The organism is Agriterribacter sp., from assembly GCF_035497235.1.
Taxonomy (GTDB): Bacteria; Bacteroidota; Bacteroidia; order Chitinophagales; family Chitinophagaceae; genus Agriterribacter.
Genome location: NZ_DATJEB010000038.1, coordinates 84842 through 108178, shown reverse-complemented (window position 1 = coordinate 108178; position 23337 = coordinate 84842). Strand labels below are relative to the sequence as shown.

General features: G+C 41.9%; 24 protein-coding genes. 10 read left to right on the top strand and 14 right to left on the bottom strand.

Annotated elements, in window-relative coordinates; translation table 11 throughout:
• Positions 1-211 precede the first annotated feature (211 nt).
• From VL121_RS13180 to VL121_RS13160, 5 genes are all read right to left on the bottom strand, one after another.
• Positions 212-1630, bottom strand: a complete 1419-nt coding sequence (locus VL121_RS13180; protein ID WP_325406016.1) for a Glu/Leu/Phe/Val family dehydrogenase — start codon at positions 1628-1630, stop codon at positions 212-214.
• A 53-nt stretch (positions 1631-1683) separates the two neighbouring features.
• Positions 1684-1911 (bottom strand): CcmD family protein, encoded by a 228-nt coding sequence (locus VL121_RS13175; RefSeq protein WP_325406014.1) that lies wholly within the window; start codon positions 1909-1911, stop codon positions 1684-1686.
• On the bottom strand, positions 1904-2572 hold the full coding sequence (gene ccsA / locus VL121_RS13170) for a cytochrome c biogenesis protein CcsA (protein WP_325406012.1): 669 nt from the start codon (positions 2570-2572) through the stop codon (positions 1904-1906). The genes VL121_RS13175 and ccsA overlap by 8 nt, the downstream gene beginning before the upstream one ends.
• Positions 2573-2631: 59 nt before the next feature.
• Positions 2632-3294, bottom strand: coding sequence for a heme exporter protein CcmB (locus VL121_RS13165; RefSeq protein WP_325406010.1), 663 nt, complete (start codon positions 3292-3294; stop codon positions 2632-2634).
• 84 nt (positions 3295-3378) lie between these two features.
• On the bottom strand, positions 3379-3954 hold the full coding sequence (locus VL121_RS13160) for a thymidine kinase (protein WP_325406008.1): 576 nt from the start codon (positions 3952-3954) through the stop codon (positions 3379-3381).
• Positions 3955-4051: 97 nt separating this feature from the next.
• On the opposite strand from VL121_RS13160, the gene VL121_RS13155 reads away from it, so the two are divergent.
• Positions 4052-4762 carry a hypothetical protein gene (locus VL121_RS13155; RefSeq protein WP_325406006.1) on the top strand — a complete coding sequence of 237 codons (711 nt, stop codon included), beginning with the start codon at positions 4052-4054 and terminating at the stop codon, positions 4760-4762.
• Here the strand turns inward: VL121_RS13155 and VL121_RS13150 are convergent.
• Positions 4735-5976 carry a 3-deoxy-D-manno-octulosonic acid transferase gene (locus tag VL121_RS13150; RefSeq protein WP_325406004.1) on the bottom strand — a complete coding sequence of 414 codons (1242 nt, stop codon included), beginning with the start codon at positions 5974-5976 and terminating at the stop codon, positions 4735-4737. The two genes, VL121_RS13155 and VL121_RS13150, sit on opposite strands and share 28 nt — an antisense overlap.
• A gap of 144 nt (positions 5977-6120) precedes the next feature.
• Between VL121_RS13150 and VL121_RS13145 the strand changes: the two genes are divergently transcribed.
• The 7 genes from VL121_RS13145 (at position 6121) to rfbD (ending at position 13476) form a co-directional block, all read left to right on the top strand.
• The gene (locus tag VL121_RS13145) at positions 6121-7251 is read left to right on the top strand and encodes a DegT/DnrJ/EryC1/StrS family aminotransferase (protein WP_325406002.1); all 1131 of its coding nucleotides are present in this window, start codon (positions 6121-6123) and stop codon (positions 7249-7251) included.
• A 12-nt stretch (positions 7252-7263) separates the two neighbouring features.
• A complete protein-coding gene (locus tag VL121_RS13140; protein WP_325406000.1) occupies positions 7264-8619 on the top strand; it encodes a UDP-glucose dehydrogenase family protein in 1356 nt (451 codons plus the stop codon).
• A gap of 12 nt (positions 8620-8631) precedes the next feature.
• The gene (locus VL121_RS13135; protein WP_325405998.1) at positions 8632-9606 is read left to right on the top strand and encodes a UDP-glucuronic acid decarboxylase family protein; all 975 of its coding nucleotides are present in this window, start codon (positions 8632-8634) and stop codon (positions 9604-9606) included.
• Between the two features lie 5 nt (positions 9607-9611).
• On the top strand, positions 9612-10907 hold the full coding sequence (locus VL121_RS13130; RefSeq protein ID WP_325405996.1) for a nucleotide sugar dehydrogenase: 1296 nt from the start codon (positions 9612-9614) through the stop codon (positions 10905-10907).
• Positions 10907-11971, top strand: a complete 1065-nt coding sequence (gene rfbB, locus VL121_RS13125) for a dTDP-glucose 4,6-dehydratase (protein WP_349255356.1) — start codon at positions 10907-10909, stop codon at positions 11969-11971. The genes VL121_RS13130 and rfbB overlap by 1 nt, the downstream gene beginning before the upstream one ends.
• A gap of 68 nt (positions 11972-12039) precedes the next feature.
• Positions 12040-12600, top strand: a complete 561-nt coding sequence (gene rfbC / locus VL121_RS13120; protein WP_325405994.1) for a dTDP-4-dehydrorhamnose 3,5-epimerase — start codon at positions 12040-12042, stop codon at positions 12598-12600.
• Between the two features lie 9 nt (positions 12601-12609).
• On the top strand, positions 12610-13476 hold the full coding sequence (gene rfbD / locus VL121_RS13115; RefSeq protein WP_325405992.1) for a dTDP-4-dehydrorhamnose reductase: 867 nt from the start codon (positions 12610-12612) through the stop codon (positions 13474-13476).
• A 12-nt stretch (positions 13477-13488) separates the two neighbouring features.
• On the opposite strand, the gene VL121_RS13110 is transcribed toward rfbD, so the two are convergent.
• Together VL121_RS13110 and VL121_RS13105 are read right to left on the bottom strand one after the other, a co-directional pair.
• The gene (locus tag VL121_RS13110; RefSeq protein ID WP_325405990.1) at positions 13489-14601 is read right to left on the bottom strand and encodes a carboxylate-amine ligase; all 1113 of its coding nucleotides are present in this window, start codon (positions 14599-14601) and stop codon (positions 13489-13491) included.
• Between the two features lie 130 nt (positions 14602-14731).
• A complete protein-coding gene (locus VL121_RS13105) occupies positions 14732-15685 on the bottom strand; it encodes an ATP-grasp domain-containing protein (protein ID WP_325405988.1) in 954 nt (317 codons plus the stop codon).
• A 127-nt stretch (positions 15686-15812) separates the two neighbouring features.
• On the opposite strand from VL121_RS13105, the gene VL121_RS13100 reads away from it, so the two are divergent.
• Both VL121_RS13100 and VL121_RS13095 read left to right on the top strand, forming a co-directional pair.
• On the top strand, positions 15813-16628 hold the full coding sequence (locus VL121_RS13100) for an alpha/beta hydrolase (protein WP_325405986.1): 816 nt from the start codon (positions 15813-15815) through the stop codon (positions 16626-16628).
• 82 nt (positions 16629-16710) lie between these two features.
• Entirely contained in the window at positions 16711-17925 is a 1215-nt protein-coding gene (locus VL121_RS13095; RefSeq protein WP_325405984.1) for a bifunctional 3,4-dihydroxy-2-butanone-4-phosphate synthase/GTP cyclohydrolase II, read from the top strand.
• Positions 17926-17936: 11 nt separating this feature from the next.
• Here the strand turns inward: VL121_RS13095 and VL121_RS13090 are convergent, their stop codons facing one another.
• The 6 genes from VL121_RS13090 to VL121_RS13065 are packed head-to-tail and all read right to left on the bottom strand — an operon-like array spanning position 17937 to position 23251.
• Entirely contained in the window at positions 17937-18389 is a 453-nt protein-coding gene (locus VL121_RS13090; RefSeq protein ID WP_325405982.1) for an RES family NAD+ phosphorylase, read from the bottom strand.
• Entirely contained in the window at positions 18389-18979 is a 591-nt protein-coding gene (parS, locus tag VL121_RS13085) for a type II RES/Xre toxin-antitoxin system antitoxin (protein WP_325405980.1), read from the bottom strand. Before parS ends, VL121_RS13090 begins: the two co-directional genes overlap by 1 nt.
• A gap of 25 nt (positions 18980-19004) precedes the next feature.
• Entirely contained in the window at positions 19005-19358 is a 354-nt protein-coding gene (locus VL121_RS13080) for a CCC motif membrane protein (RefSeq protein ID WP_325405978.1), read from the bottom strand.
• Positions 19359-19691: a DUF2752 domain-containing protein gene (locus VL121_RS13075; protein ID WP_325405976.1), complete on the bottom strand. Its 333-nt coding sequence runs from the start codon at positions 19689-19691 to the stop codon at positions 19359-19361.
• A 57-nt stretch (positions 19692-19748) separates the two neighbouring features.
• Positions 19749-20486, bottom strand: a complete 738-nt coding sequence (locus tag VL121_RS13070) for a GLPGLI family protein (RefSeq protein WP_325405974.1) — start codon at positions 20484-20486, stop codon at positions 19749-19751.
• Between the two features lie 2 nt (positions 20487-20488).
• Complete coding sequence (locus VL121_RS13065; protein WP_325405972.1) at positions 20489-23251, bottom strand: TonB-dependent receptor; 2763 nt, start codon at positions 23249-23251, stop codon at positions 20489-20491.
• Positions 23252-23337 lie beyond the last annotated feature (86 nt).

Genomic DNA, 23337 nt, shown 5'->3' with positions numbered 1-23337 from the left:
TATTTTTTAGAACTTTTTTTTCTTTTACCGGTGGCGGACCCTCCCGCCTGTAAGCGGGATACTCTGAACCAGCTGAGCTATGCTCCCAATATTTTTTAGAACTTTTTTTACCCCTGTTGTAAAGGGAGTGCAAAGATAAGAGATCAATTGTTTTGACAAAATTTTTTTCCGCTTCTGCCATATTAAAAATAAAATAGGCGCAATCAGAACTCTATGGAAATATTCCCAGCTCCGCATAGCTGGTTCCTACTTTATTAATAGCTACTACATAGGCCGCGGTACGCATATCCGGAATGCCGGGATTGTTTTTCCAGGTTTCTACTATTTCTTTTGTTGCGCCCATCATGGTTTCTTCCAGCCCGCTATATACCAGGTCTGCCTCATTCGGGCCATGCATTATAATTTCTCTTTCCCTGGCATTTACCGTTTTCCCTGTCAAGCCCTCCATTTGGTTAAGTATACTGCGGTTCTGATTTTCCGTAAAGCGCTTTTCCATTCTTCCATACCTTACGTGGCTCAGGTTTTTAAGCCACTCAAAATAACTTACAGTTACACCCCCGGCATTAAGATACATATCGGGAACTACCAGCACTCCTTTTTTTATGAATATCTCATCTGCTTCCGGGGTAAGCGGTCCATTCGCCGCTTCTCCTATTATTCTGGCTTTTATTCGTGAAGCATTGTCGCCGTTAATTACATTTTCCAATGCAGCAGGTATTAAAATATCGCATTCCAGTTCCAGCGCGTCATGTGAGTGCAGGATATTGGTAGCGCCTGGAAAATTAAGGATAGTACCTTCTTTCTTCCGGTGTTCGCGTACCTCCTCTTCATTTAATCCATCGGCATTAAAAATGGCACCCTCATATTCTGCCAGCGCAATTACTTTGGCTCCTCCCTCACGAAAAAATTTTGCGGCATGATAGCCAACATTACCTAATCCCTGCACAATTACTTTTTTCCCTTCAATACCTACCGGCAGCCCTGCTTTTTCCATCAGGTCGGGCATTGTGCATATTTCTCTTATGCCATAAAAAACACCCAAACCGGTAGCTTCTCTTCTGCCCCGCACACCACCCTGCGAAACAGGTTTCCCGGTTACACAACCCAATGCATCTATTTCGCCGGGCTTCATACTGGTATACGTATCCAGTATCCACGACATTTCCCTTTCGCCGGTTCCGTAATCCGGCGCAGGAACATCTGTTCCCGGACCTATAAAATTTTTCTTGATCAGTTCATGCGTATAGCGGCGGGTAATTTTTTCCAGTTCATACGGTGTATACTTCTTGGGATCAATATTAATGCCGCCCTTCGCCCCCCCGAATGGAACATTTACAATAGCGCATTTATAGGTCATTAAAGCAGCCAGTGCCATTACCTCATCGAGATTTACGGTGGTGGCAAATCTTATCCCGCCCTTGCAGGGTGTTTTGTGATGTGAATGCTGTACGCGGTAGGCTTTTATTACTTCAATGTTATCACCTATTTTAACAGGAAAATGCATACGGTAAACCGAATTACACAGCTTGATCTGTTCTAATATTCCGGGATCCCAGTTGGTAAATTTTGCTGCTTTATCGAAACTCGCTAAAACAGCGTCAAAGAAACGATACTCCTGGTGAGTAGTCATAGCATAATATTTTGAAGGTATTAATCGGGGTAAGTACTAACGGAAGCGGTGATTTATTGCTTTTTATTTTCCTTTTCCAGGCGGCTTACTTTTCTGTCTATACTGATAAGGAAAAGGAACAATCCCATGAAAATGATAGCAAGTACGGCTACTACTACGTAAATTTTACCATTACTGCGTAACCCGTCTGCCATTTCCACTCTTTCCTGGGCATAGACAAATTGTCCGGTAACAAATAGTATTATAATTAAGAGGAATTTTTTTACAGATGAACTAAGCATGTAAAAGGTTTTTATCTTCTATTTTTCGTAAGCGGGTGATGAGGTTACTGATCCATAGGCCTAGCAATATAAAACCCGGAACGGCGGCCGGCCAGAATATCATCCTCATACGCGTGTCCATGTCTCTGGGGTCAGCACCCGGGTTTCCCATACCACCGGGGTGCAAAGATTCCATCATGCGCGGAATGATCCACAATGCGGGCAGCAGCATGGCGAAAGCGAATATATTGTATACTGCACCTACTCTTGCCCGTTTGTCAATATCTGTAATGGAATTTCTTAAAACAAAGTAAGCTGCATATATCAGCAGGGCTATTGCTGCGCCAATTTGTTTGATATCGTTGCTCCAGGGCTTGCCCCAGGTATAATTGGCCCATACGGCACCTGTTACAATACCAAGTATGCCATATAACATACCTGTGGAGGCATATGAGGTGGCTTTGATATCGCTTAATAAGTCGGGTTTTCGCAAAAAACGGATAGAGTAGTATACAGAGCAGCCGCACAGTGCCATCATTCCAAACCACATGGGCACATGAAAATAAATATTCCGTATGGTTTCATTCAAAATAGCTTTTCTGGGTACTTCCAGCAAAAGTCCGCCAAGCAATACGTAAGTCAATAAAACAATGCAAAGTATCTTCCACCAGGATATCTTCATCCCTTAATTTATTATTTAATGCAGCAAACCTACATCAATTTAACGAATGAACAATGAGTTTAATCTTTCCATAGAAACGGGAAAAGTATAACTGCCATTACCATAACCAGCGTGTCTAACCCGCAAAGCAGCCAAACCATATCAGATAAAGCGCCAGCCTGGAATGCCTCACCCATACCCGCTTTGGAAATGCGCATAAGTAACAGCAATTGCGGAATGATGATTGGGAAACCCATGATTGCCATTAAAGAAGCCTGTTGCTGCGCTTTTGCCGCAATGGCAGCCAGCATGGTAAATACAAGGCTCAGGCTTACCGATCCGATACATACTATGCCGGTAAATTGCCAGAAATTTACCAGTGGGTTGCCCAGGAGCGCACGAAAAAGTACCAGGCTGATTAAACTCATCAGCAGCATGATGAAGGTATTGTAGAGCAACTTGGCAATAATAAAATGCTGCGCTCCCGCAATGGCGTAAAAATACAGCATCCTTCCTTTGGTTTCCTGCAAAAAGCTTTTCGCTACCGCGTTTACGCAGATAAACAACTGGATGATCCAGAATAATCCGTTCCATACATCGCTCTCGGGTTGTTGTATGGCCAGGTATAGTACAAATATAGACGAAGCTACATACAGCAGAACGCCGTAAAAAGTATATTGCTGTCTTAGTTCAAGCAGTATATCCTTTTTTAGCAGGGTAAAAATGTGGGGCAAGGTATTCACTGGTTAAATTTCTGGTTTTGATTAATTATTGGGGAAGGGCTATGCAATATTGAAATCCCACCGTCAAAAGTGGGTAATTATTTTTTATTCTTCCATATTATAGCAATGGCGGCATCTTGGCTCGTAAATATTGCTTTCACCTATTATTATCTGTGCCTCACCCTCACCGGAAGTTTTGCGATAGGAGTAATTGGCTATATTACCACAGCGCGCACATATAGCATGAAGTTTGGTGATATATTCTGCCGTAGCAAGCAAACCAGGCACTTGTCCGAAGGGTTTGCCCGCATAATCCATATCTAATCCGGCAACAATTACTCTTATTCCCTGCAAAGCCAACTGGTTGCAAACAACTAAGATGTCATCATCAAAAAACTGTATTTCGTCAATGCCAATTACATCTGTTTTATGTACAAAAGATAATATAGACGCGGCGTTTTCAACCGGCGTTGATAAAATAGCGTTCTCATCATGTGACACGATTTGTTGTTCATGATACCGCTTATCAATAGACGGCTTAAATATTGCTACTTTCATATTGGCGATCCTGGCACGCTTTAGCCGCCTGATCAACTCTTCTGTTTTTCCGCTGAACATGGAGCCGCATATCACTTCTATCCATCCGCGTCTTTCTCCTTTTGTGTATGGCTCGGTAAACATTTATGATTATTTTGTGGCAAGGTGTTTGTAACTTCACCGGAATTTATGTATTATCTATTTATAATTTAAAACAAACGCTCAAAAATACCATATTCAAATGGAACGTATCGGCGTTTTAATAAACAAATTACAGGAGCTCTACCGGCAAAATGCCCCCACAGAGCAAATTATTCATGTAGTGCAGATGTTACAAACGGAACTATTCCTGCTCAAACAGCAGCACCATGCACCCGAACGTAAAAAAATTGCAGTAATGATGCCGGGTGGTGTAACTGTTGCAGTAACAGAGCAACCTTCCACTATAGTAAACAATGATTCCTTAAAAGAAAGTGATGAATCGAATGTAGTACCTGAGGAAGAGATACCGGAAATTGCCCTGCCTTCAAAAAACGGATCAAAACATAAGGAAACTATAACCACTCCCCGGTTTAATGTGCTGGAGGAAGTACCCACCCTGGCTCACCAGCCACAGGTAAAAGAAATTAATGAAGTAATAGGCAGAACAGAACCCTCTATTAACGAAAGATTATACGAACGGAGAACGGAGCTGGGTGAAAAATTAAAAGAAGAACCACTGAAGGATATTAAGAAGGCAGTGGGGGTAAACGATCGCTTTATTTTCATCAGCGAACTTTTTCGCGGAGACGAAGATATGTATGAACGGTCACTTAAGACCATTAACCGTTTTACTATTTACCCCGAAGCAGAGTTCTGGATACTGCGCGAACTGAAACTGAAATTAGGATGGAATGAGGAACATCCGGCGGTAAAGCAATTTGATCAGTTGGTGAGAAGGCGGTTTTTATAAATATACTCCAGTATACGGTCCGTGGCGCCGGCATTGGCATATACATATTGTTTCGCACAATCTCCGCTTGCTTTCAGCAAAGTCTCATCATTCCATAATTTATTGAGTTCGGTTTCTAATTCCAGCGCGTTTTCTATACTAACAGCTCCGCCTGCTTCTTCCATTTCCACCGCTTCAAAATGCCGTTGGTATACCGGCCCGAAAAAAACCGGTTTCCCGTACACCGCGGCTTCCAGTATATTGTGAAGCCCCGAATCGCCAAACCCGCCACCTACATAAGTAATATCGGCATATTTATATAAACGGGAAAGCATGCCTATATTATCAATAATCAGGGTATTGGTTACCGTTGTATCACTGGTTGATCCATCAATTGCATTATTGTTGGAAACTTTGGCCTGCAATACCGAAAAAAGTACCGAATGCGGAAATTCTTTTTGCAGCTCTTTTATATTCTCTTCATCCACCTCATGAGGCGCTACTATAAATCGCATATCCGGGTTCACTTTAATATAGTGCATCAGCTCTTCTTCATCTGCCGTCCATGTACTTCCCGCAACCAATACCCTGTGTCCACGGCAAAATGCTTCAACCGGGGCAAGAGGTTCAAAAGCCTCCGCAATTTCAATTACCCGGTCGAAACGGGTATCGCCCGCTACTGTTACATTTTGTTCAAAGCCTTCCGCCTGCAAAAAACGGGCAGATCGTTCGGTTTGCACAAAAAAGTGAGTGAAGCAACTAAAAAGTTTTTTACGGTATACCCTGTACAATGGGTTATTATTTAATATAGTACCCGATATCAGCAGAAGTGGAATCTTTTTTCTTTTTAATTCTTCCAGATAATGCAGCCAGAATTCGTACCTCACCCATAACACCAGCATGGGATTAATCTGCTTAATAAAATTCCGGGCATTGGAAAGGGTATCTAAGGGAAGGTACAATACGGCATCTGCGCCTTTATAGTTCTTCCTGATCTCATAACCCGATGGAGAAAAAAAAGTAATGATCACTTTTGATTGCGAACTCCTGCGCCTTATTTTCTCTAAAACAGGTCTTCCCTGCTCAAATTCACCTAAAGATGCGCAATGCATCCATATGACAGGCCTGTTATCATGGGGTAAATTTTCCAGTATTTTGGGTAGTTTTTCAAAAAAATCTTTTCGCCCGTTGATCCATTGCTTCGCTTTGGGATTCCATTGCGCAACGAGTTTCATGGCAAAACCGTATAGCCTGATAAACAGATTGTAAAATGTTGTAACCACGCTTATAATGATTAAAATAGGTTACAAAACTAATACCTATTGCTTATCCTCTGCATATTTTACTATTTTTGCACCCATTTATAAAAAGAAGAATATATGCGGCCTATTCAGATGGTAGATCTTAAGCAACAGTATGAACACATCAAACCGGAGGTGGATGCGGCTATTCACAGTGTGCTGGACAGTTGTGCTTTTATTAATGGAAAGCCCGTTCAGGATTTCGCAAAGCATCTGTCGGCATATTCAGGATCAAAACACGTAATACCCTGCGCTAACGGTACCGATGCACTCCAAATTGCTTTAATGGCACTGGGGCTGCAGCCGGGAGATGAAGTGATTACCCCTTCCTTTACTTATATTGCTACCACTGAAGTGATTGCTTTGCTGCGGTTAAAACCCGTGTTTGTTGAAGTGGATACGCAAACCTTTTGTATATCGCCGGAAGCCATTGAAAAAGCCATTACCCCCAAAACCAGGGCTATAGTACCGGTACACTTGTATGGACAGTCTGCCAATATGGAAGCCATCATGCAGATAGCTGAAAAACATAACCTGTATGTAATAGAAGACAATGCGCAGGCAATTGGCTGTAATTATACCTTTAGTAACGGCATAAAAAAGAAAACGGGTACTATTGGCACTATTGGCTGTACTTCATTTTTCCCTTCCAAAAATTTGGGTTGTTATGGCGATGGAGGCGCCATATTTACGAATGATGACCAGTTGGCGGAACAGTTAAAAATGATTGCCAATCACGGGCAGAAGATAAAATATTATCACGAAGTGGTGGGCTGCAATTCAAGACTCGATACCTTACAGGCTGCCATATTGAATATTAAGCTTAAAAAGTTAGATGAATATATTGCGGCCAGGCAAAAAGCTGCCGCTTACTATGATAAGGCATTCGCGGGACATTCAAAAATTAGCACTCCCTTTGTAGCATCCTATACGAATCATGTTTTTCACCAGTATACATTAATCTTAGATAATGTAAACAGGGATGAGCTTAATAAATACCTGGCAGAACACCAGGTTCCCTCCATGATTTACTACCCTGTGCCTGCCCACCGGCAAAAAATGTTTGAAGCCTTTGGCGGGGGCGCTTACCAGTTGCCTCAAACAGACTGGCTAACGGAAAGGGTTATTTCCCTGCCTATACATACGGAATTAGACCAAGACCAGCTTGCTTTCATTACACAAAAAGTATTAGCGTACATTAATAAATAAATTCACACTTCAATGAAAATTGCTGTAGTAGGAACAGGGTATGTTGGATTGGTTACAGGAACCTGTTTTGCCGAAACCGGAAATGCGGTGACCTGCATAGATATTGATAAAGCCAAAGTAGACAAATTATCTGCCGGGGAAATTACCATATATGAGCCCGGACTGGAGAAAATTTTCCTCCGGAATCTTAAAGAAGGGCGTTTGCATTTTACTACCAATCTGTCTCAGGGTGTTGAAGATGCCGAAGTTGTTTTTTTAGCGTTGCCAACGCCTCCGGGAGAAGATGGATCGGCTGATTTAAAATATATACTGGGTGTTGCCAAAGATATGGGCAAAATAATACAGCCGGGTCAATACAAGGTTATTGTAGATAAAAGCACCGTTCCTGTTGGAACCGCCGGGCAGGTAGAAGAGGCTATAATAGAAAGCGCCGGCGGAGTAATTACCAGTGGAGACAGAGACGCATTAGCAGGCGCTTTTGATGTGGTGTCTAATCCCGAATTTTTAAGGGAAGGCGTAGCTGTGGATGATTTTATGAAGCCCGACAGGGTAGTAATAGGGGCATCATCGGAAAAAGCGAAGAAAGTAATGACCGATTTATATGCTCCTTTTGTGCGCCAGGGTAACCCTGTTATCTTTATGGATAAGCGCTCTGCGGAACTCACTAAATATGCGGCAAATTCTTTTCTTGCCACTAAAATATCTTTTATGAATGAAATAGCCCAGTTGTGCGAAAAGCTGGGAGCAGATGTGGATATGGTGCGGCGTGGCATAGGAAGCGATGACAGGATCGGCAAACGGTTTTTATTTCCCGGCATCGGGTATGGCGGAAGCTGCTTTCCGAAAGATGTGCAGGCATTGGTAAAAAGCGCTGAAGATGTTAGCTACGATTTTAAAATACTGAATGCTGTAATGGAGGTGAACCAAAAACAAAAGCTGCATTTGGTATCTAAAATAAAGAAGTATTTTAATAACGACCTGAAAGGTAAAAAAATTGCATTATGGGGATTGGCCTTTAAGCCTAATACCGATGACATCAGGGAAGCGCCTGCGCTGGAAATTATTGATGCGTTACTGAAAGAAGGCGTAACGGTGGTGGCATATGATCCGGAAGCCATGAACAATGTGAAGCAACTGGTGGGCGACAAAATTACTTTCTCCGGTAATCAGTATGATTGTTTAAAAGATGCCGATGCTTTGGTAATTGCCACGGAATGGAATGAGTTCAGAACCCCGGATTTCCTGAAAATTGTATCTAATTTGAAACGGAAAGTAATTTTTGACGGCAGGAACCTGTTTGATGTGAACGCCATCAGGGAACTGGGATTTTATTATGAAAGTATAGGGCGCCCGGTAGTTGCTCAATAAATAAAAATAAAAATGAAAAAAAGAATATTGATAACAGGTGCGGCAGGGTTTTTAGGCTCACATCTTTGTTACAGGTTCATCAATGATGGCTATCATGTTATTGGTATGGATAACCTGATTACGGGTGACCTGAGGAACATTGAATCCTTGTTTGCGTTGGAACAATTTGAGTTTTATCACCATGATATCTCAAAATTCATTCACGTTCCCGGGCCTGTAGATTATATTCTTCATTTTGCATCCCCGGCAAGCCCCATTGACTATCTTAAAATTCCCATCCAAACCTTAAAAGTAGGTTCGCTGGGTACGCATAACTGCCTGGGACTGGCTAAAGCAAAAGGGGCAAGGATATTAGTGGCTTCCACTTCTGAAGTATATGGTGATCCGTTAGTGCATCCGCAAACGGAAGATTACTGGGGAAATGTAAACCCTGTTGGACCGCGCGGCGTATACGATGAAGCCAAACGGTTCCAGGAAGCTATAACAATGGCTTACCATACTTTTCACCATGTTGAAACCAGGATCGTTCGTATTTTTAATACTTACGGACCACGCATGCGCCTCAACGATGGGAGAGCCTTGCCGGCATTCATTGGACAGGCTTTGCGTGGCGAAGACCTTACCGTATTTGGCGATGGCTCGCAAACCCGTTCTTTCTGCTATGTGGATGATCTTATTGAAGGCATTTGCCGCTTACTATACAGCGATTATGTTTATCCTGTAAATATTGGAAATCCCGATGAGATCAGCCTCAAAGAATTTGCTGAAGAAATAATTAAACTTACGGCAACGCATCAGAAAATTGTATATAAACCGTTACCTACAGACGACCCTAAGCAACGGCGCCCCGATATTACCCGCGCAAAAGAAATATTGGGCTGGGAACCTAAAGTGAATCGTGCGGAGGGATTGAAAATTACCTGCGAATACTTCAAATCTTTACCCAAAGAAGAATTATATAAACTACCCAAAGAATTTAAAAAGTAACATTTATGTTAATCTACCAGGATATTATTGACAAAAAAGCAAAATTGGCCGTAATAGGATTAGGCTATGTAGGATTACCTATTGCACTTGAATTTGCAAAAAAAGTGAGTGTAATTGGTTTTGATATCAATGCCAAACGCATTGATATGATGAAGCAGTCCATTGATCCGAGTAATGAACTGGAGACCTCTGCTTTTGAAGGATGTGATATTGAATTTACCAATTCACTGGACGTATTGCGGGAAGCCAAGTTTTTTATTGTTGCTGTTCCTACACCTGTTGATGATCATAATGTGCCCGATCTTTTGCCGGTAAAAAAAGCTTCCGAAACGATTGGTAAAGTAATAAAAGCAGGAGATTATGTGGTATATGAATCTACCGTATACCCGGGCTGCACGGAAGAAGACTGCCTCCCTATTATTGAAGCGCTCAGTGGTTTGAAATTGAATGTTGACTTTAAATTAGGTTATTCACCCGAACGGATTAACCCGGGAGATAAAGAGCATACTCTTTCCCGGATTATTAAAGTAGTATCGGGTTCTGATGCTGAATCGCTGGAAGAAATTGCAAAAACGTATGAAATTGTGGTTAAGGCGGGGGTGCATAAAGCGTCTTCCATAAAAGTTGCGGAAGCGGCAAAGATTATTGAAAATACACAGCGGGATCTGAACATCGCCTTAATGAATGAGCTGTCTATTATTTTTGATATGGTAGGCATCAATACCTACGAAGTGCTGGAAGCGGCAGGCACCAAATGGAATTTCCTAAAATTTCAGCCGGGACTGGTAGGCGGGCATTGCATTGGCGTAGATCCCTATTATCTTACCTACAAATCCAGTGAGCTGGGGTATGAATCACGGGTAATATTGGCCGGACGTGTAATTAATGATGGGATGCCATTGTACGTGGCAAAAAAAATAGTGCAGCATATCATTAAACATGCTAAAGAAGCCACAGGTGCAAGAGTACTGATTATGGGTGCAACATTTAAAGAAAATGTAAGTGATATACGGAACTCGAAGATCATTGATATGGTAAAAGAGCTGAGGGCGTTTTCATTAAATGTAGATATTGTTGACCCCTATGCCGACAATACGGAACTGCAGCATGAATATGGTTTTCCGCTTTCGCCCGCTGTAGGCAAAAATTATGATGCTGTTATACTGGGCGTTCCGCATAACGAATATAAAAACTTAACGGAAGAGTACTTGCTTGACATCACCAATCCTGACGCTATTTTTGCGGACCTGAAAGGCTTATACAGAAATAAATTTAAGAATCTCAAATACTGGAGTTTGTAATGGCGGAGTATATAAAAACCATTGCTGTAACAGGAGGCGCAGGTTTTATAGGCTCCCATGTTATCAGGTTATTTGTAAAGAAATATCCTGCATATCGCATAGTAAATGTTGACGTGCTTACCTATGCCGGCAACCTGGAAAACCTGAAAGATATTGATCAGCTACCCAATTATATTTTTGAGCATGCAGATATTTGTAATGAACAACAAATTGATGAGCTGTTCCGGAAGTATGCTTTTGATGCTGTAATACATTTGGCTGCTGAAAGCCATGTTGACCGTTCTATAATGGATCCACTCGGGTTTGTAAGGACGAATGTAATGGGTACTGCGGTATTGTTAAATACCTGTCGTAAATACTGGAATAACAACTATCGCGACAAACTGTTTTATCACGTTTCTACGGATGAAGTATATGGTTCATTAGGTGAAACCGGCTTTTTTACGGAAGAAACGCCCTATGATCCCCGTTCACCCTATTCCGCTTCCAAGGCATCTTCCGATCATATGGTAATGGCCTATTATCATACCTATAACCTGCCGGTAGTCATATCTAATTGTTCCAATAATTACGGATCGCATCATTTTCCCGAAAAGCTGATCCCCTTAATGATCAACAATATTAAGCATAATAAGCCCCTTCCTGTGTATGGAAAAGGTGAAAACGTGAGAGACTGGCTATGGGTGGAAGATCATGCAGGAGCCATAGATATTATTTTTCATAAAGGCAGAACCGGAGAAACCTATAATATTGGCGGTTATAACGAATGGAAAAATATAGACCTTGTTAAGCTGCTGTGTGCTATAATGGACACAAAGTTAGGCCGGACCACAGGCCAATCGGCGCAACTGATTACCTATGTAAAAGACCGCTCCGGTCACGACCTGCGTTATGCTATAGATGCTGCAAAACTGAATAAAGAATTAGGATGGAAACCCTCGCTGCAATTTGAAGAAGGGTTGGAGAAAACAGTAGACTGGTACCTGCAGAATGAGGAATGGATCAGCCACGTTACTTCCGGCCAATATCAGCAGTTTTATGCAGAGCAGTATGTAAAACGATAAAGGAACATTCGTATCTTCACGGGCATTAAACAGCGTATGGTATGCTGTGATAATACAATTAAATTCTAATGCCGTTTATAAAAACCGATTTCCCCGGCCTTCTTATATTTCAGCCTGTTGTATTTGAGGATGCAAGAGGGTATTTCTTTGAAAGTTATAATCAAAATATTTTTCAAAAGGAAAATCTGGGTTATCAATGGATCCAGGATAATCAATCCTACTCGCGCTATGGCGTGATCAGGGGGTTACATTATCAAAATCCTCCCAAAGCCCAAACAAAACTTGTGCGCGCGCTGGAAGGGAAAATATTAGACATAGCAGTAGATATACGAAAGGGATCTCCCACCTATGGCAAAGCATACAGCATAGAACTTTCCGCCGAAAATAAACTGCAATTGCTTATCCCCGCTGGTTTTGCCCATGGCTTTTCGGTATTAAGTGAAAATGCTACTGTGCTCTACAAGTGCGATAATCTGTATGACAAAGCATCAGAAGGAAGTATTGCTTACAACGATCCTTCTTTACATATTGACTGGAAAATTCCGCCCGGTAAAATCATTTTGTCTGAAAAAGATATTACACATCCCCCGTTTAAGACTTGTAACAATCATTTTGTATTTGAAGGATAATTTCTATTCATGCAAAAGCCTAAAATACTTATAACTGGCGCCGGAGGCCAATTGGCAAAGTCAATAGCGGGTATAGCGGACCGTTACCCTCGTTTTGAATTTGTTTTTCTAACAAAAGCAGCTCTGCCGCTTGACGATAGGGCTAAAATGGAAGCCGTTTTTGAAGCTGTTCAACCGCAGTTTTGTATTAACTGTGCGGCATACACAGCCGTTGATAAAGCCGAATCAGGTAAAGAAAGCGCTTTCCTTATCAATGCGGAAGCTGTTAAGGAACTTGCAAAAACCTGTGCAGGCTGGCGGTCGAAGCTTATACATATTTCTACCGATTATGTTTTTAACGGATTGTCTTCTGTTCCTTATAAAGAAAGCGATCCGGTTGATCCCATAAACATATATGGCGCTTCCAAGGCAAAAGGGGAGGCGTTAGCGATAGCGTATGATCCTGAAACTATAATCATACGCACAGCCTGGGTATATAGTGAATATGGAAGCAACTTTGTAAAAACCATGATACGCTTAATGAAAGAAAAAGAGCAGTTGAACATAGTGAATGACCAGGTAGGTTCTCCTACATATGCGCCCGATCTTGCTCATGTCATTATGAAAATAATAAGCAGTACACATTGGCTTCCCGGTATTTATCATTATTGCAATGAAGGCAGGATCAGTTGGTACGATTTTGCGGTGGCTATAAAAGAAATGACCGGCGCCGGTTGCTTTTTGCATCCGGTACCCGCTACCGCGTATCCCACGCCCGCTAAACGGCCTGCTTATTCATTGCTGGATACCTCAAAGATCAGGGAAAAGTATGGCGTAAGTATACCCTTGTGGAACGACAGTCTTAAAAAGTGCATACATCATCTGCAGCAGGGGTAAGCAATGAGGTTATCATAAATCTTCCAGGAACTGCGAATGGATATATGCGGCTACGGCTGTCATATTTTTTGTGCTTTCATAAACAGCCAGTTGCCGGTCGGCTCCTGTACCGGTTTCAATTATCTTTTGTACAATCGCAAGCCGGTGTCTCGATCCCAGGTGATCTACCATATCATCTACAAAGTCAAGAAGTTCATAAATCAGTACCCTGGTATTTACTTCTTCTTCTTTGCCAAAATCAATCAGGTGCCCGTCTAACCCATAGCGGCTGGCACGCCATTTATTTTCGTTTACCAATGCCCGTGAGTACTGTATGAAATTCATATTTTCCATCCGGAGCTTATACAGTTTAGCGCAGATGGCCTGGAACAGAGCCGTAATAGCTATTGTTTCATCTGCGGTTAACGGCACATCACAAATGCGGAATTCAACGGTGTTAAAAAAAGGATGAACACGCAGGTCCCACCATATTTTTTTGGCATTGTCAATACAATTGGTTTTGATCAGCAGGTTTACATAATTGTCATAAGCTTCAATACTTTCAAAATAGTCGGGTATGCCTGTGCGTGGAAATTTGTCAAATACCTTTGTCCGGTATGATTTAAAGCCCGTATATCTTCCCTCCCAGAAAGGTGAGTTGGTGCTGAGCGCGAACACATGCGGTAAAAAATACCTGGCCGAATTGGCGATATGTATAGCCATCCTCCGGCTTTCCATACCTACATGCACGTGCAAACCAAAAATAAGATTGCTACGGGCGGCATCCTGCATTTCATTTACAATTTTCTGATAGCGTATATTGTCTGTAATTAATTGTCTTTCCCATAAGCTAAAAGGATGAGTGCCTGAAGCACCCATTCCAAAACCGAGTTCACCTGCAATGCCGGCAATGGTTTTACGTAAAAGCCTCACATCGTTATATGCGGCATCTATATCTTCACATACATCCGTGCCTACTTCTACCACTGCCTGGTGCATTTCTGCCTTTACTTTGTCTTTTATGATCTTTTGCCCTTCAGATACAATTTTTTGTTCGTGACTTTTCAGTTCAAAAGTTTCAGGATCAATTACCATGTACTCTTCTTCCACGCCCAGCGTAAATTGTTTATAATTCAGATTAGCCATATGGTTGATTTCATTTAGTGCGGTCAGAGAACGGGAAGTAATAATTATTAATTCAATAAAACATAAATATAATCCCGAGCTATCCTGGTTTAAGTGTCAAAATCCAAACCGGTCAATATCAAATCCTAAATTATATCAGTGGCTGCTTTTCTATACTCCGTTTCACATATTCTCCCCAGGTAAGGTTATCTTTTCCCCCGCTGCTGTTTTGCGCCCGCTCTATAGCATAATTAGCAGATGTTTCTACAACCCATTCAAAATTCTCTTCACCCACACTGGTTATCTCCGCATCGGGAGCAGGATTGCAGAAATCAATGGCATAGGGGATACCGTTGCGGATTGCCAGTTCTACGGTATTAAAGTCGTACCCCAGGTATTTATTAATTCGTAAAACAATGGCTTCCATAAGCTGGTATCGCTCCGGCGAAGGCTTAAAACTGCTCGTGTACCGGAGATGATGCGGGTTGCGGGGTTCATAAGGCATGATGCGTACATGCTTGCCGCCAATACAATAACACCGGTAATATTCATCAAATACAATTTCTTCCTGCAATAGCATTACCAGTTCGCCTGTTTCACTGTGCTTGTCAAAAAAATCTTCCATATTTTCTAACCGGTACACATTTTTCCATCCGCCTCCCGCAAAAGGCTTCATATAAGCGGGAAATCCAACATATTTAAAAATACCTTCCCAGTCTAAAGGAAAGGAAAGGTTGGCGAACGATTCGTTTGATGTATCGGCCGGTAAATCTCTTGAGGGCAGGATAACTGTTTTGGGTACCGGCACATCAATTTTTGTAGCCAGCGCGTTGTTAAAAAACTTTTCATCAGCGCTCCACCAAAATGGATTATTAATAACCGCGGTGCCGCTGATAGCCGCATTTTTAAGAAAAGCGCGGTAAAAAGGAACATCCTGCGATATGCGGTCAATAATTACCGTATATCCGCTTGGCTCACCCTGTACTACTTTACTGATGGATACTGACTCTGCAATAATACCATCAGCCCCTTTGCGGTTGATCCGTTCTACAAAAGCGTTGGGGAAGGATCTTTCTTTGCCGTGCAGAATTCCGATTTTCTTCATACTGTTTTTTTTCTCCGTGCAGCATCGCCCGGGCATTTATTAAAAGATTTTAAGTGCTTGTAAGATAACTAAAAACTATTTTACCGGATCAAATTATCTTTAAATCTTTCCGTTATATTTGGTGCTGATGGCGCTTGTAAATCAAACAATAGTAGCTGTAAAAAAATATGTTCTCCCGTCCCGCTTTCTCCGGCGGGATGTGCGTATTGATTTCTTTATACCTGTTATGTCTGCTAAGGAAAATGAAATGAGTTTATTGCTCATTAATGATGGACAGGATATGGAAGAACTGGGGCTGGTGGATTTGCTTGCGGGGTTGTACCGGAAAAATGAAATCCGGCCGCTGCTTTGCGTGGGGGTACACTGTGGAGATGACAGGAAGAATGAATATGGAACAGCGGCCGTAAAAGATTATAAGGGAAGAGGTGCTAAGGCGGGATTATATACGCAGTTCATTTTGGATGAACTATTTCCTTTTATCACCGCCGAAAGTGGTATAACTGTATTTAAAGAAAAATCATTTGCGGGTTTTTCACTGGGCGGCTTATCTGCCCTGGATATTATATGGAATCACCCGGAATCATTTGTAAAAGCCGGCGTTTTCAGCGGATCGTTCTGGTGGAGAACAAGGGGGCTTGATGAAGGATATATAGAAGATACAGATCGCATTATGCATGCACAGATAAGAAAAGGAAATTATTCCCCCTGGCTTAAATTTTTTTTCGAAACCGGCACGCTTGATGAAACGGAAGACCGGAATAAGAACGGCATCATTGATTCTATTGACGATACAATTGGATTGATAGCAGAACTGGAACATAAAGGCTACAACAGGCTTACCGATATTAAATACCTTGAACTGACAGATGGCAGGCATGACGTGGCTACCTGGGCTAAGGCCATGCCGGAGTTTTTAAAATGGGGGTGGGGAAAAGGAATGTGAAAATATAAATGTGGAAACCTGCCCAAAATGGTAATGCATAATCGAGTGGCCCCGAATTCGTAACTTTGCCAAAATTTTGCAGATGTTCAATACTATTGAAAGTGCGATTGAAGATATAAAGAACGGTAAGCTGGTAATTGTAGTGGATGATGAGGATCGTGAAAATGAAGGAGACTTCATTACTGCCGCCGCAAACGCTACGCCTGAGATCATTAACTTTATGACCAAATACGGGCGGGGACTGGTTTGTGCGCCATTAACCGAAGAAAGATGCATGGAATTGAACCTCGATTTGATGGTGCTTAGTAATACTTCCCTGCATGAAACACCTTTTACCGTGTCGGTTGATCTTTTAGGATATGGATGTACAACGGGTGTTTCTGCTCACGATCGTTCTAAAACAATCAAAGCCCTCATTAATCCTCGAACAAAACCGTCTGAATTAGGCCGTCCGGGACATGTGTTTCCGTTAAAAGCCAAAGCTGGCGGCGTTTTAAGACGTGCAGGCCATACCGAAGCAACCATTGACCTGGCGCGCCTGGCCGGTTTTGATGCTCCTTATGGGGGAGTACTGGTAGAGATTATGAATGATGATGGTTCTATGGCAAGATTGCCGGAATTGCAGGAGATAGCAAAGAAGTTTGATCTTAAGCTAATTACGATTAAAGACCTGATAGAATACCGGTTAAAAGCAGATTCGCTGATTGAAGAAATTGTTAGGGTGGATATGCCCACTAAATATGGTTATTTTAAACTTATTATTTTCCGGGAGAGGAACAATCCTTCCAGTGGTGAGCATATGGCTTTGGTGAAAGGAGAATGGCAAAAAGATGAGCCTGTACTGGTTCGTGTGCACTCTTCCTGTTTTACCGGCGATATACTGGGCTCTATGCGCTGCGATTGTGGCGAACAACTGCATGAAGCCATGAAAATGGTAGAAAAAGAAGGTAAAGGCGTAGTATTATATATGAACCAGGAAGGGAGGGGAATAGGACTGGTAAACAAATTGAAAGCATACAAACTGCAGGAAGAAGGAATGGATACAGTGGAGGCCAACCTGCACCTTGGATTTAAAATGGATGAAAGAGATTATGGAGTGGGCGCTCAAATTCTGCGCTCTCTTGGTATTAATAAAATGAGGCTGATAAGCAACAACCCGCGTAAAAGAGTGGGTTTGGTGGGTTATGGACTGGATATTGTTGAAAATGTTCCTTTGCAAATTCACCCTAATCCACATAATGAAAAATACCTTAGAACCAAAAGAGATAAACTGGGACATGAGATATTGGGTGGATAATAAAGCGGGTATTATAACAGCCGTTTATCTATGGGGATAATCCGCTTATATGCTATTTTTATTTTTCCGAAATCTTTGTGATTGGGATTGATAAGCAAGTTGTTGTCTTCTGGCATAATAGCCGAAGGCAGTTGTATTGCGAGGTATTGATTTCTTTGAATAAAATGATCCCCGATGATCGCCAGGGAACCGGGCGGTGGATTCACATACCAGCTTTCAGGCAGGTCTTTAATTGCTATAGTAAGAATATTATTTTCCGGAATTTCGAGGCAAAGCATGCAATAATCTTCTAAGGGTATGCCCGCAAGGTGTACTACGCTTTCCAGCAATGCCAATGAAGGTGTTGCGGCAGTATATAAAATATAGGTTCCCTTGCTGTGCCACCGCCCCGAATAGCTGGCTGCACCGGTGCCTTTCAAATCGTCTATATACATGCATTTGCTGATACGGTATACGCTTCTCATCAGGCAAAAATTCCATGTTCAATTCTTCCCAGCTCATTCATTAACAGGTCTATCCCCAGGGAAGTATCTAAAAACTCTTTGGGTTTTTTATTACCTAAAGCTACTATGCTGCTGTTCATCCATTGTTTGAAGCCCTCCATATTGCCAAAAACATCTTCCCCGCGGCTGTATAATTTAGCCAGTTCTATGATTCTTTCCGATTGCTCAGGATTTAGCTTTTGCTTTGCTGTATACCTTCTGAGCGTTCTGTCTGAAGTTCTGATAATGGTTGATATTTCAGCTACCGTAAGACCAGTATTTTCCATAAGGTGATCAAGAGCTTTTCTGGGAACGCCTTCCCGGATAATACCGATAAAATCTGCATTATTTCGGATAGGGGAGTGTGTTGTTTGGCCTGGTATACCCAACAGTTGCAGAACCCCCCGAACCAGGCTAAGAAACGGGCTGGAGGGGGCAACCGCACCATAGGGAACTGCCGGATCCTCTAATATATTTAAAGGCAAATCTTCTTCTATATTATACTTTTTAGCCAACCTATTATTTGTCCCAAATTTACGGTCATTTGTCCGGGTTTTCAAATTTTTTTTCATTTTTTTTATCCTCCTTATTTTTTTCTTATATCCTGTTAAAAACATCCTGCGGGTTGGTAAGGATGCCAAAGCCGGCAGTGAGTAGTATGAATATCCAGAACAAAAGAAAAAGTATGGAGGGAATGAGCCCAATAATAGCACATAATCTTCCTGTACGCAAATTGCTGTACGATGAAGCGGTATACCACTCAGGATTAGACTGGTACAATTGGGTGTCTTTACTGTACAGGATCAGTGCTATTATGGAACATACTACACCGGGAATACCGTAGCAGCAGCAGCCGATAATGGAAATAATACCAAGCACCAGTACTGCGGATGCGTTGGGTAGTGAGCGTTGCGATTGGGGGGCAAATAAGGAACTGTCCTGCGGAGTCATTTAATGAAGAATTTGATGCGTATAAATTTTGTAAATGTAATGTGCTGTAATGATACTTGCAACCGCTGCCTGCATTACAATAATGTTTTTTGCACCGCCGGAAAATTTATATTTCAGGTGAAGCACGGCATAGGCAATCAGGATCATCAGTGGTAGTAAGGCTGGATATAATTGCAAAGAAGAGAACAAATCTCCTTTAAACAACGCAAGCAGGCTGCGTTGCATGCCACAGCCCGGGCATTCCATATTCCAGTATTTTACCAACGGGCAGGTAAACATATGCGCTTCCAGCCATTGCACCCAGGCATTCAATGCAATCGGGGGCGTCATCATTGCTGCACTTCTAAAAATGTTTTCAACAAAGCCTTCATGTTATTCTGTTGATTAACCTTATATCATAATCTGCCATATATACTTTTTACCCCATTTACCCCAGCGCTTAAGGCTATCCTGTATCGTCTTCTCCATGCCGGAGTAATTGGTGGTTTTACCCTTTTTAGGGGGAGCAATGGCCGCTTCTTTTACTTCTTCAAGCTGCACTTTGGTAGCGTACCAGTTGGTATACAGCCTGGGTATAACAATACCGAGGATCATCCCGGGTAACCCCTGGAAAGATTCCGGGCCGCCAACTGAAACAATTTCATCGGTGTAAAAAGCTACCACAAATACGGAGTCCATAATAACTGTAAAAGCTCTCCTGCATTCAAAGCCGGCTATCTTACGGGTATCTTTTGTAAGATGCCACTGGTACTTGCGTAAACTGTCCTGTATAAGAAAAGACTCATCAAACACCTGTTTGGCTGCTACGGTTCTTTGATTTGCAAAATCGGTATATACCATATTAGATGAGGCCGGGCCTTCACCAAAAGGACTGGGCTTTTCATTGCTTTCACGCCCGGGCGCATACAACGTCTTGTCTCCGGAAAATACCAGGTTGAAATAGGTGTGCTTAAACTCCGGTGTTTGCTTTTTAAGGGTTGTAGCCCAGCCATCATCGCCCAGGTCCATTTGCTTGTGCTGGTTAACGGTTTTTTCAAACTCAATCTTCCCTTTCAGAATAAATTGTGCGTTTGATATCTGCACTATGCCCAGTAATATTGACAAAATGATACTGCTGTTTCGTTTCATGGCTATGGGTTTTGTGTTTGTGCATTGTTTTTAGAAAAATTCCAGGTAAAGCTTACTGTCCACAACCGTCTTAATGTAGCGTAAGTGTTCTCGGTGATAAAATTGCTTTGTATATCCCGTCTGAACCCGATGTTCTGATCCAGGATATCATTTATGGAGAATTTCAAAGAGCAGGTTTCTTTAAACAAACGCTTGCTCAGCGATGCATTCCATATAATGGTGTTGCGGTTCTGGTCGAAAACATTTGTTTTTTGCCTGAAATTAAAATCGGCATTGCTGGAGAGATCAAATTTGTAAGGGAGTGCAAAATAAGTATCAATATTATAGGTATATACCCAGTATTTTGTTTTAACTGCTTCATTGATGGAGCTAAGCGAAGTATTGTACGATACGTTTGTGCGGAGATTGATACCCATTTTATTTTCTTTGGAAAAATAACCTCCAACACCCGCAGCGTAAGTATTGTTGTGTGTAATGTTTTTTTCAAGGTTTACAAAATTGATCCCCTTGCCTCCGTAGGTATTAATATTAGCGGAGAACCTGGTTTTAATGGAAGGCACTTCCATGTTGTAACTTATGTAAGATGAATAATTGTAAGTGCCGTTGCTGTTTACAGACTGGTATATGCGTTTGCCGAATTTATCTACCGTATTGCTTGAAGTAATGGCATTGTCGGTAACATTAAAGCTTGCATTGGCAAAGATGCCCCTTTGCTTGAGCACTTTATAGTCGTTGAAAAAAATATTGAAGCGATGATTGAATGCGGGCTCAAGATCGGGATTGCCGGTAAAAATATTAAGGGGGTCATTGTTTTCCTGCACCGGTTGTATCTGCTGGATGGTAGGCTGCTGTGTACTTCCGTTGTAATTTAGGCTAAGCCTTGTTTGTGGTTTAAAGTTATAGGAAAAGTTGGCTTTTGGAAAAAGGTTCAGCCTGTTGTAATGAAAGGATGAATCTTTAAGCTTATCTTTTTGTGTATAGGCCTGCGAAGCCAGGTCGCTGCCGAAAGAAAGATTGTATTTCTTTTTGGCTATGCGGTAAGCAACACCACCGGCGTTAGTAGTAACAAGAAAATCATAATCATTGGTCAGAAATGGGTTAAGCACATCGTATTTGCCATCGTTATAATCATAGGTAGACCGGTCGGCGCTGCTGGTAGTATTGGAAATGCCATAGTTCAGTATCACGTAATTATTGTTGCCTATAGGTTCAGTATAGGTCACTTTCCCGTTAAAAGTAAACAGCTTGCTGTGGTTGTACTTGCGCTGGTTGATCGTGTCGTTCTGAAAAATTTCTCCAGCCTCCCCATAGTAGTTATTAACCGCGTCAAGGTATCCCTGCGAATCATTATCCGTATACTTTTGTTCCATCGTAGCCGTGATGGTTCTCCCCGTCTTTTTAAATTTCTTCCTGTAAATGATACTGGTATTTAGGGAAGATTCCTGGTTTTTATTAGAGGTTTTTCTGTTGCTGGTGTTTACCGGGCCTGAATTTTCATTCAGCGCTTCGGAGTAAAAAATACTGCTGGTTTCCGTTCGGCCTTTATACCCGCTAAACACAAACTTCAGCGAAGAGGATGAATCGAGCTGTATTTCATATTTGCCGTTCAGGGTATTGCGGTCGCGTTGTGAAAAACTGGTATTGCGCTGGTTAATATAATAAAGCGTATCGGGAAGGATATATTGGGTTCGGGTTTCTCCATCACCTGCCACATCTAGTTTCTTATACATATAGCTGGCATTGAAATTATGTTTGTCTTCATTCCATTTATTCGAAAAGTGAAGCCCGCCGGTCCATGCTTTGGGCAGCCCGTTACCGTTAAACTCAAATGCGTCATTTTGAGCAAATGAATAAAAGAAGCCACTGTTCTCATCGTATTCAAAATTATCTTCTGTAACACCATATTTTCGGCTATCCTGCCAGTTAAGTCCCGTTTGACCGGTATTTGACATTGTGCCGAATGCCGCGACTTTTCTTTTACCTTTAAAAAAGTTTATCATCGCTTCATTATTGAACTTATCCTTCAGCCCGCCACCTGCTGATGCTTTACCGAAATAGCCGTTTTTCTTATCTTCTTTCAGTTTAAGATTGATCGTCTTGGTTTTTTCACCGTCATCAATTCCGGTAAATGCGGCCTGGTCGCTTTTTTTATCAAATACCTGCACTTTATCCACTGCATCAGCTCTTATGTTTCGGGTAGCCACGGTAGGGTCATCGCTAAAAAATTCTTCCCCGTCTACCAGTACTTTCTGCACTTCCTGGCCCTGAGCAATAATTTTTCCATCTTTATCAACCTGTATACCCGGCATGGCTTTTAACAATTCTTCCGCGCTGGCGTTAGCCCTCACCTTAAAACTATCAGCCGCATACTCAAGTGTATCTCCTTTCATACGCATAGCATTGTTCTGCCTGATGATGATCTCTTTTAGCAGGATACTTTTATTGGTAAGACGGATTGTTCCCAGGTTGGCAACAGCGCCGGGTTGCAGTTCTACTTCATCCACGTAGTCTGCAAATGAAGGGTAGGAGATCATAATGGAAAATTTCCCGGGAGAGCGTGCAGATAAACTGAAATTACCGTCTTTGTTCGTTCTTGTAAAAGCAATTATGGAAGAATCGGCCGGATTCAGTAGTGTAACTACAGCGTATTGCAATTTTTTTTGATTGGCAGTGTCAAAAACTGATCCGGTAATGGATGCTTGTTGACCGTATGTTTCTGATACAATACACAGGATAGCAATCAGGCAGGTATTTAATTGGCGCATAAGCTTATTTATTGGAACAGAGGTGAACTATAAAAAATCTATTATTTATGTTTAAATTCATAAGCCGTACTTTTAATCTGACTTTA